The 16,443-nt window shown below is 42.8% G+C and carries 11 protein-coding genes and 1 pseudogene; 5 read left to right on the top strand and 7 right to left on the bottom strand.

The genetic code is table 11. The annotated features are described in order from the left end of the window. Window positions 1-19 precede the first annotated feature (19 nt). From AABA11_RS11360 to AABA11_RS11370, 3 genes are read right to left on the bottom strand one after another with little or no spacing between them, the layout of a single operon-like run. Complete coding sequence (locus AABA11_RS11360) at window positions 20-1,072, bottom strand: PDDEXK nuclease domain-containing protein (RefSeq protein ID WP_338268024.1); 1,053 nt, start codon at window positions 1,070-1,072, stop codon at window positions 20-22. Then, window positions 1,062-4,457 (bottom strand): DEAD/DEAH box helicase family protein, encoded by a 3,396-nt coding sequence (locus AABA11_RS11365; RefSeq protein WP_338268026.1) that lies wholly within the window; start codon window positions 4,455-4,457, stop codon window positions 1,062-1,064. The genes AABA11_RS11360 and AABA11_RS11365 overlap by 11 nt, the downstream gene beginning before the upstream one ends. Window positions 4,458-4,488: 31 nt before the next feature. Then, entirely contained in the window at window positions 4,489-5,970 is a 1,482-nt protein-coding gene (locus AABA11_RS11370; RefSeq protein ID WP_338268028.1) for a sigma-54 interaction domain-containing protein, read from the bottom strand. Window positions 5,971-6,788: 818 nt separating this feature from the next. Between AABA11_RS11370 and AABA11_RS11375 the strand changes: the two are divergent. Continuing rightward, window positions 6,789-7,223, top strand: a pseudogene (locus tag AABA11_RS11375) (DUF4172 domain-containing protein); the annotation flags it as partial. Window positions 7,224-7,593: 370 nt separating this feature from the next. Here the strand turns inward: AABA11_RS11375 and tnpC are convergent. After that, entirely contained in the window at window positions 7,594-9,144 is a 1,551-nt protein-coding gene (gene tnpC / locus AABA11_RS11380; protein ID WP_338264682.1) for an IS66 family transposase, read from the bottom strand. 26 nt (window positions 9,145-9,170) lie between these two features. Next, window positions 9,171-9,533 carry an IS66 family insertion sequence element accessory protein TnpB gene (tnpB, locus tag AABA11_RS11385; RefSeq protein WP_338265879.1) on the bottom strand — a complete coding sequence of 121 codons (363 nt, stop codon included), beginning with the start codon at window positions 9,531-9,533 and terminating at the stop codon, window positions 9,171-9,173. Between the two features lie 126 nt (window positions 9,534-9,659). Between tnpB and AABA11_RS11390 the strand changes: the two genes are divergently transcribed. Both AABA11_RS11390 and AABA11_RS11395 read left to right on the top strand, forming a co-directional pair. After that, window positions 9,660-10,607, top strand: a complete 948-nt coding sequence (locus AABA11_RS11390; protein WP_114413812.1) for an IS30 family transposase — start codon at window positions 9,660-9,662, stop codon at window positions 10,605-10,607. A 137-nt stretch (window positions 10,608-10,744) separates the two neighbouring features. Continuing rightward, window positions 10,745-10,897, top strand: coding sequence for a Fic family protein (locus AABA11_RS11395; protein WP_338269677.1), 153 nt, complete (start codon window positions 10,745-10,747; stop codon window positions 10,895-10,897). A 282-nt stretch (window positions 10,898-11,179) separates the two neighbouring features. On the opposite strand, the gene AABA11_RS11400 is transcribed toward AABA11_RS11395, so the two are convergent. Together AABA11_RS11400 and AABA11_RS11405 are read right to left on the bottom strand one after the other, a co-directional pair. After that, complete coding sequence (locus AABA11_RS11400; RefSeq protein WP_338268031.1) at window positions 11,180-11,881, bottom strand: response regulator transcription factor; 702 nt, start codon at window positions 11,879-11,881, stop codon at window positions 11,180-11,182. Further along, the gene (locus AABA11_RS11405) at window positions 11,874-14,750 is read right to left on the bottom strand and encodes a cache domain-containing protein (protein ID WP_338268034.1); all 2,877 of its coding nucleotides are present in this window, start codon (window positions 14,748-14,750) and stop codon (window positions 11,874-11,876) included. Before AABA11_RS11405 ends, AABA11_RS11400 begins: the two co-directional genes overlap by 8 nt. A gap of 180 nt (window positions 14,751-14,930) precedes the next feature. Here AABA11_RS11405 and AABA11_RS11410 point away from each other — a divergent pair, with 180 nt between their 5' ends. Beyond that, window positions 14,931-15,713 (top strand): ABC transporter ATP-binding protein, encoded by a 783-nt coding sequence (locus AABA11_RS11410; RefSeq protein ID WP_072838382.1) that lies wholly within the window; start codon window positions 14,931-14,933, stop codon window positions 15,711-15,713. Beyond that, window positions 15,710-16,423: an ABC transporter ATP-binding protein gene (locus AABA11_RS11415; protein WP_072838383.1), complete on the top strand. Its 714-nt coding sequence runs from the start codon at window positions 15,710-15,712 to the stop codon at window positions 16,421-16,423. Before AABA11_RS11410 ends, AABA11_RS11415 begins: the two co-directional genes overlap by 4 nt. Window positions 16,424-16,443: the final 20 nt, after the last annotated feature.

The following is a 16,443-nucleotide window of genomic DNA, read 5'->3' on the forward strand; positions in this document are numbered from 1 at the left end:
CTCTCTTGTATATCGTGTTTTAAGCGGAAGTCGATTGATACGACGCGCGTTGCTCTTGGATTCGCAATATAAGCTCGCGCTCTCGTTCAAGCTCTTGTTGCAATTCTTCTTCAGTGGGTAAGGCAGTAACGTACTTGGAAGCAAATAGCTGTTTGCTTTCGTTGAGTACCGAATATTTGGCAACCGTGTTGTTACGCTCACTACAGAGGATCAAACCAATCGTCGGGTTGTCATCATGGGCGCGCTTTTGTTCTTCGTACATGCGCACGTACATATCCATTTGCCCCACGTCTTGATGAGTGAGTTTGTTCATTTTTAAGTCGATCAGCAAAAAGCACTTTAGGCGATAGTTATAAAATACGAGGTCAATGTAGTAATCGCCGTCGTCGGTGCGAATACGCTGCTGGCGCTCGACAAACGCAAAGCCTTTGCCCAGTTCCAGCAGAAACTTTTGCAGGTTATGAATAATACCGTCTTCTAGATCACTTTCTTGATAGGTTTTGTCTTGTAGGTTCAAAAAATCGAGAATATAAGGATCGCGCAGGTAATCTTTAGGGCTTTCTATCAGGTCAGATGTTTTGTTTTGTGCTTCTTGTTCAACTGGCTGTTTCTCTTTGCTGGCTAATAAACGCTCGTAATACAGCACGCCAATTTGGCGCTCTAACGCCCGTGAGCTCCAGTTTTGAGTAATGGCTTCCTGTGCATACCAGTCTCTAGCGGCTGGATTTTCAATGCGAACTAAAATGCGATAATGCGTCCAGCTCAATTCGGGACGCACTGCGTTCCAAATTGGGTTTTGCTGATAAAACATACGCATATTTCTTAAATTACGAGCATCAAAACCTTTACCAAACTCGTCTGTCAATCGTTTGGAAAGCTGTTGCAACTGCTGTTTGCCGTATTCTGCTCGCACTTGTCCTTGCTGCTCATGCTCCACTATCAGACGACCAATTTCCCAATAGGTCGACACCATTTGGTGGTTAACGACTTGCTTGACGTGCTGACGCGCCAGCTGAATAACGGTGGTGATAGCTTGGTAAAGATTACCGGGGAGGAGGTCTTTATCGGTCATGTTGAACATCCTGTTTGATAAAGGGTCGTAGTACGGATACGAGGTCGTCTACGTCGGTGTCTTTAAATACGCCATCGACGCCGTTGGGGTTAACGCTGGTAAACGGTGCTTCGTAGAGTTTGGCTATGTCGATGAAGCCGTAGTTGGTGATGTAGGTTTTGAGCAAGTCCATAAACCGCACTTGCTGCGAGGTAAGATTCGGGTGGCGATGCACAAAGTCGGTGAAGTGTTCACTGACTTTTTCTGGTTCAAGCCCCACCAACTCTTGCAAAGTGATGTGCAGTTGATCCGCTGTTCGGCCATAAAACGCGTTCAAGGCATCCAAGCTTACAGTGGGATGCGTGGTCAAAATGGTCGAGGTAAGGTTTTTAAGGTCGTCTTCAGACACCGGCTCATGGGCTTTGATTTTTTGTAAAATCGGATTCGTCGCGACTAAATTGTCTAGCAGCTCTTTGGCTCGGCGACGGTAAACACTGACTTCGTCTTTGTTGTACAGTTTATGCTCGCGCACTTCTGTCACCACTTTGCCATCTTGAGTGCGGGTTTTCAGTGGATCTTTGCCCGCTGTGGATTCGCTTTGGCGGAACTTCATAATACTGCGTAACTGAGTCCGTGCGTTTTCTAGCTTAGCGACACTAGGAGTTTGCCAAAATTCAGCGCGGTTCACTTCGTCGATGATGGCTTGCTTTTGGCGAACCGCTTGGATATTTACCGCTAAGGTAGATATTTGCTCGATTAAGGTATCGCGGCCGTCTTCAAAGCTTGCCGACTGCTCAATAAAGCTGGTTTCCACCGCTGCCATCAAACGATCCAATTGCGTTGCATGCTTATCTTTCAGGGGGCGAACCGCCATCAGTGGTGCTATGGTGTCAGATAACAAATGCTGCGTAGTGGCATTCAGCTTCTGCAAGCTATCGGTTTGCAGAAGCGTATCTACTTGTCGCAACGCTTTACGAACCGCCACACTGTCTCTTGGTAAGTCCGCAATATCCGCTTTAATGAGTTCAATCGCGCTATCAAAGCCTTCTCGGTGGTTATGCTTAAGGGCTTGAATCGCGAGATTGACACGAGCCTCGAAACAGGTTTGCAGTAAGGGCTTGCCACCCACATCTTGAGGTTCTTTGTATTCTTGTTCAAAAAAGTCAAAATTACCGTAGTGATCAAAAATCAAAAATTCCGTTTTGTCTTTGCCTTTACCAAACAAGTTTTTACATAAACGTGTTCCTCGGCCAATCATCTGCCAGAATTTGACTGACGATTTAACGGTTTTCGCAAAAACAAGGTTTACCACTTCGGGGACGTCGATACCTGTGTCCAGCATGTCGACCGAAATGGCGATACGGAAATCGTTGTCGCCTTTTTTAAACTCTTTTATCAAGCTCTCGACGTGGGAAACCTTGTTGTGAATGACTTTGCAGACTTTATTGCCATACTGCGGATAGAGCTTGCAGAATAATTTCTCTAAATGTTCTGCGTGTTTTTGGTTATTCGCAAAGACAATCGTTTTGCCCACTAGGGAGTTAGTTTCATCCTTGATGCCATAATTCATCAAGTTTTCAAGAATCTCTTGGTCGGTTTTTTCACTGAAGATTTTACGACCTATGTCTTTACCTTGGTACGACGCATTTTGCGCTTCGTCAAAACCAAGATCATCTTCTAGCTGGCGCTTTTGAGCATCAGTTAAGTCGTTGTAATGAATGCCATCGCGAAGAAACTCTGTGGTGACGTCTTTGACTTTGAAATCCACTAAATAAGGTGGCTCATGTTCGATGGCTTCTTTTAAACCAAATTGATACGTTGGGTCCGTCGTTTCACAGCCAAACATATCAAAGGTATTACGACTGATAAACTTTACTGGCGTGGCGGTTAAGCCCACCTGTAAGGCATCAAAATAATCAAAAATATCACGATAGCGGTTGTAGATACTGCGGTGACTTTCATCGGCAATGATCAGGTCAAAGAAGCCCACATCGAGCTGAGCAAAGCGATTCATCATGCCTGGGTAAGTGGACACGTAAATACGCGCGTTTTCGTCGATTTTATTGGTTTCACCGATTTCACAGCGTGGCTCGCTGGGCAAATTGGTTTTGAACGCTTCACTGGCTTGGGTACGCAGCTCTTTGCGGTCACATAGAAAGAGTACGCGCTTGGCCCAACCGGCGTTTAACATCAAATCCGCCAATGCGATGGAAACACGGGTTTTGCCTGTGCCTGTCGCTTGGATAATCAAGGCTTTGCGACGCTGTTCTTGAAAAGTATGCGCTACCGATTTAATGGCGTTGATCTGATATAAACGGTCAGCGATCTTTAGGTTTGGGTTATTTTGCTCAAGCTGGTTATCACGGTATTGACGTTGGTAAATAAGATAATCCAGACTGTCTTTACTGTAAAAGCCGTAGACGATTCGCGGTGTATTGTATTGGGCGTCGTCCCAAATAAAGGTCTCGTAGCCATTGGTGTAGAAAATCACTGGGCGCTGACCGAATTGCTGCTCAAGTGAATTGGCATACAAGCGAGCTTGTTCACGTCCTGCTTGGTCTGAGCTACTGCTAGAGCGCTTCGCTTCGACGACTGCGAGAGGCTTGCCATCGCTGCCCCACAACACATAATCGACATAGCCCTTACCGGATGGGTTATTTGGAAAAGCAACTTCCACTTCGATGCCAACTTGGTCTGGATCCGTTACATTCCAACCCGCTTGCACCAGCATGGCGTCAATTAACAGTTTGCGGGTTTTCGCTTCGCTCCATTGCAAACTGTCAGCAACGGCCTGGCTTTCTTGCTTGCGTTTAAGTTGATCTGGATAAGCAGGCGCATCAAGATACTTAAGGTTTTTTGTACGCTCTTTTTCAATCTGTTCAAGCAGCTCGTCATTGAGCTTTTTCTGCTTATCCAGTTCTTCTTTGGCCTTGACTAACGAGCCAGCCACTTTTATGGCCAGAGCATTGGTGTCAGAAATCTCTTTCATGGCAGGGATTTGCGACGCCGTTTTCCCATAATATTTAACAGCAAGATACATGGATAGCTGGTGCGCGATGTCTAAATTAATGAGCGCCGAGCTTTTATCCCCTTCACTACCATGAGCGGTGGCATTGCCTTGCTTACGTAACATATGGATGTAATTCACCAGCGAAGGGTCTGTACAATTTTTAAACACACTGTCGCTGGCCAATTCGTGAAAACTTGCCATGGGCATACGTGGCAAGTTCTCTTCTTTGTATATGGTTTTGGTGAGCTCTTCAGCAAATGCGCGTAAACGAGTCAAAGTACTACCTGGATCAATGTGCAGTACCGCTTCAGCCAAACCCGCAAGGTTTGCTAATGCCTCGTTTTCAGGACGAAGAAACTCAAAGTTTTGTGATTTCATAAATAATATTGTTTTCATACTCGTGCTATAGCGAAAGCTGTGCCAACGTCTATTTCACGTCGTATTTATCCATCCAGTTGGTTAGTGTTTGGTAATTTTTAAGCCCTAATAACTCAGCCGCTTTGGACTTGCTTCCATTGGAATGAGCTAATGCTTTAGGAATGTAATGCCTTACCAAATCAGAAATAATATTTTGAATATCAATACCTTGCGAAATATCCTTATCTAACAAACTGGCATTATTCTGAGGTCTATCAAACAAGGCTAATTTGATGTCATCAGCCGATATTGCGTCTTCGCTACTCCATAGAGAAGCCCGCAATAAAGTCGATCGTAACTCACGTATATTACCTGGCCACAATTGTGAGAGGATAATATTTTTTGCATTTGCAGAAATTTTTTTATTTATCAGAGCAACATCTTGCTTTGCCATATCCATCAATAACGCATCGGCTAATAAAGCAATATCACCCTGTCGTTCTCGAAGTGGTGGCAATGAAAGAACGCCTACGGCTACACGATAAAAAAGGTCTTCTCGAAAATGTCCATCATGGATAGCTTGCATCAAGTTTCTGTGAGTGGCCGTAATAATACGAACATTCACGCTTTCCTCTTTGACTGCCCCTACAGGCGTAATAACTCCTTCTTGTAGAACCCGCAGCAACCTAACCTGCACACTGGGTTCTAGCTCACCAAACTCGTCTAAAAAAAGAGTTCCGCCATTAGCTTGCTGGAAATACCCTTGTCGATCAGCTGATGCGCCCGTAAACGCGCCCTTTTTGTGACCAAACAGCATGGAGTCCACCAGTTCTGAAGGAAACGCGCCACAGTTCACAGCAACAAACGGCTTATCTGCACGTGAGCTGGCATTATGTATGGCTCTTGCAAAAAGCTCTTTACCTGTTCCTGTTTCACCTTGAATCAAAACAGGCACTTCTCGCTTAGCAAGAATTTCAGCCTGATATTTTAAACGCTGCATCACGGGGTTCTGAGTAATGATGTTTTCAAATGCGGCATTGGAACTTACGCCATCATTAGTAAGCTCTGTGAGTTGGGTGGTGGTTAACTTGGTGGCTGGCGGTGTGTATTCAGCAGAAATTTCAAAAGGTATCTTTACCTCTTGCACTCCTTGCTCTTTGCTGGATTGATAAAAGCGAGCAGAGTACTTCGTCTTCCCAAGCAAAATCCAAATGGCTTGCATGGCAGGCGTACCAGGACTCAATAGAATAGAAATATCAGCATTTGCTTTTTTAAAAGCACTAAGGTGTTTATCTGCAGCATGAAATATGGATTCGAAATCCACAGGAGAAACTAATGTTTCTTGATAACTCTCTATTGCATCAGCCGTTTGGCGTCTCAACCAATCAATATAAGGAGCGCTCCTAGCTTTTGGGTATGAGCAAAGAAGAATGACTCGATCAAAGGAAAAATTCGCCAAAGTAGACGATATAGGTGCATCTAATGGCATATCAGAGATAGCAGCCCTTAAATCTGTATCACCAATCCATGAAAAAAGTACTTTTTCCGCCACAAATACATCCCTGTAAAAAAACTGCTTAATGTCTGTAAAGATTACTACAGTTTTTCGCTCAACACATCATTAGAAAAAATAGAGTAAAGGTCACTAATTTCACCAGAGTTAAGTCACATGGGACACAAATGGGCCAAAGGTGGGATAAAAATGGGCCAAAATCAGATACAAAAAAGCCGAACACTGGGTTCGGCTTTCGTAACTTACACTCTCTAATTCAGGAAAGTAGTAAGTATAATTTTACTGTAAAAAATAGTGGTAGGACTAAGCAGATTCGAACTGCTGACCTCTACCATGTCAAGGTTACTCTGAATATTCTCTTACATGGCGTTCAACGACTTTATATAACATATTCAATGCCTTAGTAAACACACATCCTTTGAATCAAAGCAATATAAGGCAATAAAACTCTATATCAGGGGATTTTGGCCCATTTTGATCCCATCTTGGACCATGACCTCTACACTTCGAATCAAAGCATCTCAAATTAGCCTATACCTTAAAAGTAAAAATCCCCATAAATACATGATTTCAATTGCTTTGAATCAAAGCATACTTTTGGACATTTTTGTTGCTTTGATTCGAAGCAAAATAGAGTTTTATACCATTAAAAGCTTATCCCATCATAAGAGGTCTACAAAAAAACACTTTAAACGTAATATTTTGTAGACCAAAGTCACAAAATAATTTGCTGGCAACCGCACCATTCACATCAAATTATGATTAGATTGATCATGTTATTCAACATCATAGGGTGTGTTATGTGGATATGGCAGCAAGAAAATTTGCCTAACTTTATATGAGATAAAAACGTTGTAGTACCAATGTTAAGAGAAGCTCGTCTTAACCAAGGAATACTATTGGGTAAGATGGCCAGTCAATCCCATGATAAAAAGCAAAACATGCTCGATACACTTTTGGCTAACATCGTGAACTCAAGCGCAATTGAAGATGAAACACTGAATGCCTTTTCAGTACGCTCCTCACTAGCCAACAAACTCGGTTTGACAGAAGAAAACTCGTTTCCTACTACTGAGCAAACTGATGGGATCGCTGAGATAATGATCGATGCCATTGAGAACCTTGATTCAACATTGAGTCTAAAAAGAATTCTAAATTGGCATGAAAAACTATTTCCTAAAGGCTATGCAATGCTCAGCCCTATCATGGGAGGCCAGTTACGAGGAAGTGAACCCATGCAGGTGGTTTCTGGCCGTATTGATCGTAAGCGTGCGGCAAACCACACATTTTAATCTTTCCCAAACCCCTTAAAGTCTGTTGTCTTTTAAATAGGAGCAACAGACTCATGTTTACTGCATCTTCCCAACTGAACGTTACACTGTCGTCCCTGAAAAACTCTCAACCTATTGAATCTAATGTGTTTTTATAAGATAGTGAATGCCTAAATCTTGCTATAAATGTAAGCGTGCGGTAAACCACATATAGGCCGCGTTAATTTTTTATTGCCATAAAACTTGTATCTGACACGTGATTGTAATAATTTAAGATTTGACAGAGGGTAAAGGATTTACCTATGCCTCCAGGACGGAGGCTCTGTCTCTTTTCAGGAAGATTCAAGGCTGCATGGATGCAGCGGGAAGATTTTTATCTTTATTCTCAATCTTAAGTCAGCTTGATATTCCACGGCAATAATTCTTCCATGTCATCGTTTTCTTTTCTTCTCGGCAGCTCTTCAAACAATCTTACTAAGTAATCATAAGGGATAAGCCCATTGGCTTTGGCTGTTTCTATTATGCTGTAAAGCGTTGCACTGGATTTTGCACCATTCCCCGTATTGGAGAACAACCAGTTTTTGCGTCCAATCACGAAGGGCTTGATGGCGCGCTCCGCTCGGTTGTTATCGATGTTGATACGATAATCGGTCAAGTAAACGCTCAGTTTGTCCCATTGATTGAGATTGTATTGGATCGCTTTGCTCAATAAGGATTTCGGTGGCACTTGTTGAGCCGATTTTTCAAGCCAGGCTTTGTAGTTCGCTAAGACTTCGGGCGCTTGCTCCTGACGGATTTTAAAGGCGGCTTCTGCATTGTCAGCCTGTTGGGCCAACGTCTCGATAGCGTACAGCTTTTTGATGTGATTGATCGCCATCGTTGCTTTTCCTGACTTGCCTTTCGGCATGCCTTTTTCCGCTTCAATAAACTTACGACGTGCATGTGCCCAGCAACCAGCCAGCTTGGCTTGGGTCGATTCGTACGCTTGGTAGCCATCGACATTAAGATAGCCATCGAAGCCTTGTAAAAAGTCGACGGCGCATTGCCCACTTCGTGTCGGTTGGTAATCGTATAGGACGATATTCGGGATCGGATTGCGTTTGTCTGGGGCATCTTTGCCTGTGCAATACACCCACATGTAACATTTCGAACGAGCTTCTTTGATCACATTGAGGGTGGTTTCATCCGCTTGGATAACGGACTGTTTCAGTAATTCTTGATGCAGCCGTTCATAAAGCTTCTCTAAGGCATCGGCACATTTTTTCATCCAATCTGACATGGTTCGTCGGCTCAACTCGATACCGTATTGCTTAAATAAGGTTTCTTGTCGATAGAGTGGTAAGCTGTATTGGAATTTGCCCGTGATAATCTGACTCAGCAGACTAGGGGTCGCGATGCCTTTGGGGATAATGCTCGGTGGCACAACCGCTTGCTTAATCGCATTCTGGGTGCCTGTTTTCTCACACTCACGGCACGCGTATTTAGGGCGAACCGTTTCGATGACCTTGAGTTGAGCCGGGATAAAATCAAGCTTTTCAGAACGGTCTTCACCTATGCGATGAAGTGCACCTTGGCAACATGAGCAGACTTTGTCTGACTCAGCGATATCCAGTACAACCGTTTCGCGAGGTAAATCCTTTGGCAGGGGCTGACGCTTAGGTTTCGAGCGAGTGTAAGAGACGGTCTGCGTTTCAGTCTCCGTGTCGATGACATCAGATTCGGCCGCCATTTCATCAAACAACTCACCTTGCCCAGGTGAGGTTTCCGAGCTTTTGCCAAACTGCTTTTGCTGCGCCAAACGCCACTGCTCTAAAATGAACGTGTATTTCGATTGCCACTGTGCAAGCTGCGAGTCTTTTTCACCCAACAGCCGAGCTTGCTCAAGCAAGATAGCCTTGAGTGACTCAACGTCATTGGGTAAGTTTTCTGGAAGCATTTTCATGGGTTGGATTATACCAACCTAATGGGTTATTCGTCATGATATCGATAGGTTAAATGCGGATGAGCCTCTTGAGAGTGAAGAGGCAAACCATCCAACAACCAATTAAGTTGTCGATGGGATATGTGCCGCGATAAATGTTCATCCTCAATGCCAGGCCATTGGAAAGAGCCTTTTTCCAATCGTTTGTAATGCAACCAAAAACCATTATTAGACCACTGCAATATTTTGATCTTGTCACGTGCTCGACCACAGAAGACAAAAATGTTCTCACTACAAGGTTCTTTTTCAAGATCGTAGGCGACGATATTGCAAAGCCCATCAATGGCTTTACGCATGTCGGTAGGCCCACAAATCAGTGTAACGTTAAGCTGGGAAGACGCGGTAAACATGAGTCTGTTGCTCTGATTTAAAAGCCTAAATTCAGATAATAAGTGCGACACTGCAAATCAGGTGTAGAAGAAGCCAACTGCTGAAGTTGATACACTTCTTCTTACCACAGATAAAGCAGTACCAACATGAATTATCAGCAGTTGACCGAAGGCAAAAGATACCAGATTTCCGCTCTTTTAGGGCAAGAAATATCAGTGGCAAATATTGCACTCATCCTGAATTGTCATAGAGCTACGATTTACCGTGAGTTAAAGCGGAATAAAAAAGTAACAGAATATTGCCCTGACAAAGCCCAAAGAGCCTGTTTGATAAGGCGGAAGACAGCGGCAAAATATCGCATATCATCAAAGACAATTGATTTTATTCGTATTTTAATTGAAATCGACTGGAGTCCTGAGCAAGTCTCTAACGTACTCAAAAACTGCGGTGTTCCCGTCAGTCATCAATGGATTTACCAATATATCCATGATGACAAAAGAAACAAAGGGACACTTTACCGCCATTTGAGGCAAGGAAGAAAACGCTACCGGAAAGGCCAGAGAACAAAAGCTGAAGTGATCAAGAATAAGGTATCCATTGATGATCGGCCTGTGATTGTTGATACCAAAAAGCGCTTTGGAGACTGGGAGATAGACACTGTTTTAGGTAAGCACGGCTCAGGCTCAATTGTCACCTTGCTAGAAAGAAAGACACGTTTTTACCTTATAAAGAAAGTGGATTCGAAATCAGCCAAAGATGTGACTCAAGCAACCATAGAGCTATTGCTGCCTTTTAAAGATCATGTTCACACGATCACAGCAGATAATGGTCGAGAGTTCGCGTATCACGCTGAGATAGCCGAAGCATTAGAAACGACAGTGTATTTTGCTCATCCATACAGTTCTTGGGAACGTGGAGCAAACGAAAATAGCAACGGACTCCTAAGGCAATATGTGCCCAAAGGTACCGATTTAAGACGTGTTACAGAAGAGAGAATACACTTCGCAATGAGACGAATAAATAATCGTCCAAGGAAGTGTTTAGGGTTCAAGCAACCAGCCGTAGTGTTTAAAGAAATGTGCTTAGTTGCTTGAAGTGAAAGTGTCGCACTTCGGACTTGAATTCAGGAGACAACAGACTTTAAGGTGTTTGAAGATAATTAAAATGTGTGGTTTGCCGGACGCTTACTATTGATCGACCTACCGTTCACTTTGAATCCCTGCCACGAGAAGTGCTTGATACAGAATTAGATCATTTTATCCGATGGTTTAATGACTCAAAAAAAGAAGCTTCACTAGATCCATTATTAAGAGCCGCTATCACTCAAATTTGGTTTGTCACTTTACATACATTAAACGATGGAAACGGTCGTATCACTCGATAACTTACAGACCTAGCATTAGCTCAAGCTGAGAGCCAATCTGTTCGATTTTATGCAATGTCAGTGAGCATATTGGCAAATCGTAAAAGCTACTATGAAATCCTTGAACAAACGCAAAAAGGGAGCGTAAACATCACAACATGGTTAGAGAAAGGGACTTATTCGCATGTTCCATAACAAGTCAAAATACATTGGCAGAAACTACATGAGGATTTTCGAGTTTAATAATGTCTAGTAAAATCGGAGACACTCAGATGAATCCATTCCATTGCTTACCTTGGAACATCAACCCCACTCCACTTCCGTGACAAGCATATAACCTGCGCCATAGACGGTTTTGATTAGAGCATTTTTATCATTTTCTGGTTGGATTTTTTTACGCAAGCGAGAAACGCGTACGTCAATACTGCGATCATAAGGCACTGTATTTTCTCCCAATAATTGGTCACGTGACAATATTTGATAGGGATGTTTAAGTAGAGCCATTAGCATATCTGCTTCTGCACGACTCAAGGTTTCTTGACGTGGTGTATCAGTATTGAGTGTAAGTGATCCAGGATGATAAGTAAGCCCAGAAAATCGAGCGTATTGAGTTTTATTAACAGGCTTTTCTTCGTGTAATTGCATACGCCGTTGCAAGCTTTGCACCCTTGCGACTAACTCACGCGGTTCAAAGGGTTTGGTAATATAATCGTCAGCTCCGAGTTCAAGTCCAAGCACACGATCAGTTAGGGCATCTCTTCCTGACACTATAATAATGCCGATATTTTTGTGCTGTAAGCGTCGAATCAGGTCGATGCCATCCATGTCGGGTAATGTCAGATCAATAATACAAATATCAGGCTGCTTAGCCTCAATATTTTGCTCTGCTTCTAGACCATTACCAAAATATTTTGTGTCAAAATAGAATTGATTCAGTGTATTACAAATCAAGGTTCCCAGATCTTTTTCATCTTCAACAATATAAATCAGACATTTCTTAGTCATTATTGTGTCCTGAATTATTTATAAAGGTTGCCTCTATTGCATTAAATAGTGCATTGCTATCAAAAGGCTTTTGTAAAAAAATACCGTTGTATTCAATGTTCACCAGTTTATCGCTATAACCTGTCATCAGAATAAAAAAGGCTTTGGGGTATTTTTTTTGAATCAACACATTCACATCATAACAAGTTGCTGATCCTGGCATCACTCCGTCTGACACCACGCCTACTAAAGAAGGTAAGCCCATGTTAAGTAGGTTCATGGCTTCATCCGCGGTGGTGGCTTCGATCACAGCGTAGCCTAACCCCACCAGCTGCTGACGGACAACAGAGCGAACATCTTGGTTGTCTTCTATTAATAGAACCAGCGCGTCTTTACTTTCTTTTGACAAGCGTTTTGTAGTAGGCAAAATGCATAGAGAGCTGTTATTTATACCATCAGTCGCAGGTAATAAAATCTCAACACAGGCGCCAATATCGTCGTTATTCGCTACTCGCATATAACCTTTTGACTGTTTAACGAAACCAAACACCATGCTCAATCCAAGCCCAGAACCCGCACCAGATAATTTAGTGGTATAAAACGGTTCACAGGCTTTAACTAAGGCTTCCGGCGTAAAGCCCGTTCCACTGTCTTGTATCGTAAATAAAACATATTGCCCCGGTGAAATAGACTCATCAAAAGAATAATGAGTCGACAAGGTAGCGCCATTGACCTTATTAACGGCTAAGGTTAATCGTCCACCTTTTAACATGGCGTCGGCGGAGTTCAACATCAGATTTACCAATGCGTCTTCCATAAGGGCCGAATCAACATAAATAGCTGGGCAGTGATCTATAACTTGGGTTATCAAGACAATATTGTCTGGTAAAGGCGCGGAAATAAGTTCTACCACATCGCGAATAAGAGACTTAGGCTCAATATAACTAGGAGACAATGGCTGACGACGAGAAAAAGCCAATAAGCGCCGAGTTAAATCAGCACCACGACGAGTGGCTCTTATTGCTGGTACTAAGTGATAATTCCATTTTTGTGGAAACGTATCTTCAAGCTGTAATTCTAAAAGATTACCCAAAATGATGGTGAGTAAATTATTAAAATCATGGGCAAGACCACCCGATAGCTGCCCTACCGTTTTCATTTTACTGGCTTCAGCCAAGCGATTTTCAGTTTCGCGTTCTTTGGTAATATCAATCGATAATGTTAGCAAGCCCACTACCTTTTTATTATCATCATAAAAAGGCAATACCGTTCGTCGCGTTAAAATTGGTTTACCCTTGTCAATTAAAGGGTATTCATAAATAACGCGTTCACCTTGCAGCGCACGTTCAATATGTGGGCTTATTGCATCATACATTTCAGCGTTCACAACACTTGAAATAGGCTTACCAACAATACTGTCTTTGGTTTCGTTAAAAATTTCGAGGTATTCACGATTGGCAAACACAAAATGCAAATCGCTGTCTAAATAAGCGACTTGTGCTGGCAGGGCATTAAGAATGAGTCGCTGTCTTGCCTCAGCAGCCCGTAATTCAGATTGGGTTAATTCCAGTCTTTGCACAGCCCCTAACAGCTGTTGATTACTGTCTGATAAGCCTTGGGTCCGCTCTGCAACTCTAAGATTTAAGGTGGTAATATTATCCCGTAAACATGACACCATATAATCAAACGACTCAGCGAGCACGCCCAGTTCATCATTACGTTTAATGCCCGTTTTTGCCATCAAATCGCCTTTATTGATCTTTTGCGCTGTCAATGACAGCTTACGAATTGGCGAAGTAATCCATTTAGCAAATAAAAACGCCAGCAGCGCACCAACGAATAAACCCACAACGCCAATAGCCACAATACGCTGGCTCAATTGGATCGAGCTGAACATCAAATCATCAAAGTATACCGATGAACTGATGTACCAATCAAAACCAGACAAGTGTCGTGTAAGCGACAACTTTTCGTAATTGTAACGTCCTGGATCATCTGGACGATCCCATTTGTAATACAGCTCTTCACCAGTATCCGCCATCGCCATCAAATCTTTGTAAATCGGATGGCCTGTCACAGGGTTGAGCTGTGTTTTGAAGTTAATGCCATTGATATTAGCATTAGGGTGGAACAGCATGTTGCCGTTTGAGTCAAACACATACAAATAGCCGTTATTGGCAATATTAATGTCTTTTAGAACGTCAGCAATGTCTTTAATCGCTTTTTCTTTTTGTGCGGCGATCTCTTTTTCAAGGTCATCAATGTAAACACCAGCCCCAATAACAAAGCCCCATTGAGCCATGTTTTTAACAAAAGAGTATTTATCAATGATCTGCGTTTCGTTAAGCCGATTCCACTTATATTTGTAAAAGCCTTCGTTTTCTTTAAGCGCTAAATCCACCAACTTTGGAATGACAAGCTCGCCATCAACGTCAGTGTAAAGCGACAAATCAGAGTCATTAAAAAGTGGCGATGGATGGGCTAAAATTTTCGCATTGTAGTCTGTTATCCATACATACCCTTCAAAGCCAAACTTAAAATGACGCAGACTAAAAAAAATGTCCTGCCAAATTTCTTCTTCAGAACGTCCTTTCGCTCTGCCATTCACAACAGCACTTTCAATGTAGTTTTCAGTGAGTTCCACAATGGATTTTAAACGCTGCTCATGATGACTTAAGGTGCGATTAATGTAGGTATCGGAATTAAAGGAAATACTACTGGCTAAATCATAAACAACGTTTAACACCTGACGATTAGAATTGAGCTCTAATTTAAACACATTGTTTTTAATCAAAGGGACAGAAAAAAGGTAAATAGCACCGAAAATACTACTTATCAGCAGTATTAATAAGACAAACAGTCGAAGAGTAATAGCCGACATACGAAACATGATTTTCTTCTTTTTTTTATTAGAACCTAATCCTATCACAAACTTTCTTGGCGCCATCGGCTTGTTACATTTGGTTAGAATTGGAAAATAGTTTGGCAATATTTCTCATCTAGTATCAGTGCAAATATAAAAATAACAACACAAGCAGACCTGTCTGCTTATTTGCATAGAGTAAATACGATGTCTAAAACAGAAGCGGATTTTATCCTATCAACACAACACCTTAGCAAAGGCTTTAAAGGCTTTACCGCGGTAGATGATGTGAACCTCAATGTTTCTCGTGGTGATATCCATGCCTTGATTGGACCAAACGGAGCCGGTAAAACCACCGTTTTTAACTTACTGACGAAATTTCTTCCGCCCTCGTCTGGAAAAATTCTGTTCAATAATCAAGACATCACATCTCTGGATCCAGCAGCTATTGCACGCTTAGGCGTGATTCGTTCTTTTCAAATTTCCGCTGTTTTCCCTAATCTGTCTGTGCTGGAAAATGTGCGTGTTGCCTTGCAGCGTAAAGAAAAAAATAGCCTGCACTTTTGGACTTCTGAGCGTGTACTAAACAAGCTAAACGATAAAGCAATTGAGCTGCTTGCCTCTGTTGGCTTAGAAAGCTTTGCCTACAGCAAAACCACCGATTTATCGTATGGCCGAAAACGCGCACTGGAAATCGCCACAACATTGGCACTTGAACCAGAACTCATGCTGCTCGATGAACCAACTCAAGGCATGGGGCACGAAGACATTGACCTAGTCGCCGACTTAATTAAAAAAGTCTCTCAAAATCGCACTATTTTGATGGTAGAGCACAATTTACACGTAGTTTCTAAATTAGCTGACAAGATTACAGTACTGCAGCGCGGCGCGATTTTAACTGAAGGCGACTACGCTACCGTCTCCGCCAACCCTCAAGTTCGTGAAGCCTATATGGGCACAGAAACGGTTGATCAGGAGGTGTCCGCATGAGCCATAATTCTCGCGAAAAACTGCGCATTACCAATTTGCACGCCTATTACGACGAATCGCATATTCTGCACGGCATCGATTTGTCCGTAATGCAAGGCGAACTCGTCACCTTGTTAGGCCGTAACGGTTCAGGTCGATCTACTACCTTAAAAGCGATTATGAACATGGTAGGCAAACGCAGCGGTGAAATTGTTGTGAATGGCCAAAATACCATGACCATGCCTGCTCACAAAATTGCTCATCTTGGGCTGGGATTTTGTCCGGAAGAACGTGGCATTTTTGCCAGTTTAAGCGTCGAAGAAAATCTTTTGTTGCCACCACAAGTGCGATCTGATGCCATGAGTCTCGAAGAAATATATGCAATTTTTCCTAATCTTCATGAACGTCGCACCAGTCAAGGCACTCGCCTTTCGGGCGGCGAACAGCAAATGCTCGCATTAGCACGCATTTTACGCAGCGGCGCCAATATTCTTTTATTAGATGAAATCACCGAAGGCTTAGCACCAGTGATTGTGCAAAAACTCGCCGAGGTGCTAATGCTGCTTAAAAGCCGCGGCCTTACTATTTTATTGGTTGAGCAAAATTTTCGCTTTGCCGCCCCCATTGCTGACCGCCATTACATTATGGAACACGGTCATATCGTAGAAGAAATCTTAGCCGCCGAGCTAAGTTCAAAAAGCGACCTACTCAATACCTATCTAGGGGTGTAATCCCAGATAACACCAGAAGC

Origin of the sequence: Marinomonas pontica, assembly GCF_036322735.1 — a bacterium.
Classification (GTDB): domain Bacteria; phylum Pseudomonadota; class Gammaproteobacteria; order Pseudomonadales; family Marinomonadaceae; genus Marinomonas; species Marinomonas pontica.

Excerpts from the sequence above, each read along its gene's own strand:
- AABA11_RS11410 (WP_072838382.1), top strand. The coding sequence starts at position 14,931 with ATGTCTAAAACAGAAGCGGATTTTATCCTATCAACACAACACCTTAGC.
- AABA11_RS11415 (WP_072838383.1), top strand. The coding sequence starts at position 15,710 with ATGAGCCATAATTCTCGCGAAAAACTGCGCATTACCAATTTGCACGCC.
- AABA11_RS11390 (WP_114413812.1), top strand. The coding sequence starts at position 9,660 with ATGAATTATCAGCAGTTGACCGAAGGCAAAAGATACCAGATTTCCGCT.
- AABA11_RS11400 (WP_338268031.1), bottom strand. The coding sequence starts at position 11,881 with ATGACTAAGAAATGTCTGATTTATATTGTTGAAGATGAAAAAGATCTG.
- AABA11_RS11360 (WP_338268024.1), bottom strand. The coding sequence starts at position 1,072 with ATGACCGATAAAGACCTCCTCCCCGGTAATCTTTACCAAGCTATCACC.
- AABA11_RS11405 (WP_338268034.1), bottom strand. The coding sequence starts at position 14,750 with ATGTTTCGTATGTCGGCTATTACTCTTCGACTGTTTGTCTTATTAATA.
- AABA11_RS11365 (WP_338268026.1), bottom strand. The coding sequence starts at position 4,457 with ATGAAAACAATATTATTTATGAAATCACAAAACTTTGAGTTTCTTCGT.
- tnpC (WP_338264682.1), bottom strand. The coding sequence starts at position 9,144 with ATGAAAATGCTTCCAGAAAACTTACCCAATGACGTTGAGTCACTCAAG.
- tnpB (WP_338265879.1), bottom strand. The coding sequence starts at position 9,533 with ATGTTTACCGCGTCTTCCCAGCTTAACGTTACACTGATTTGTGGGCCT.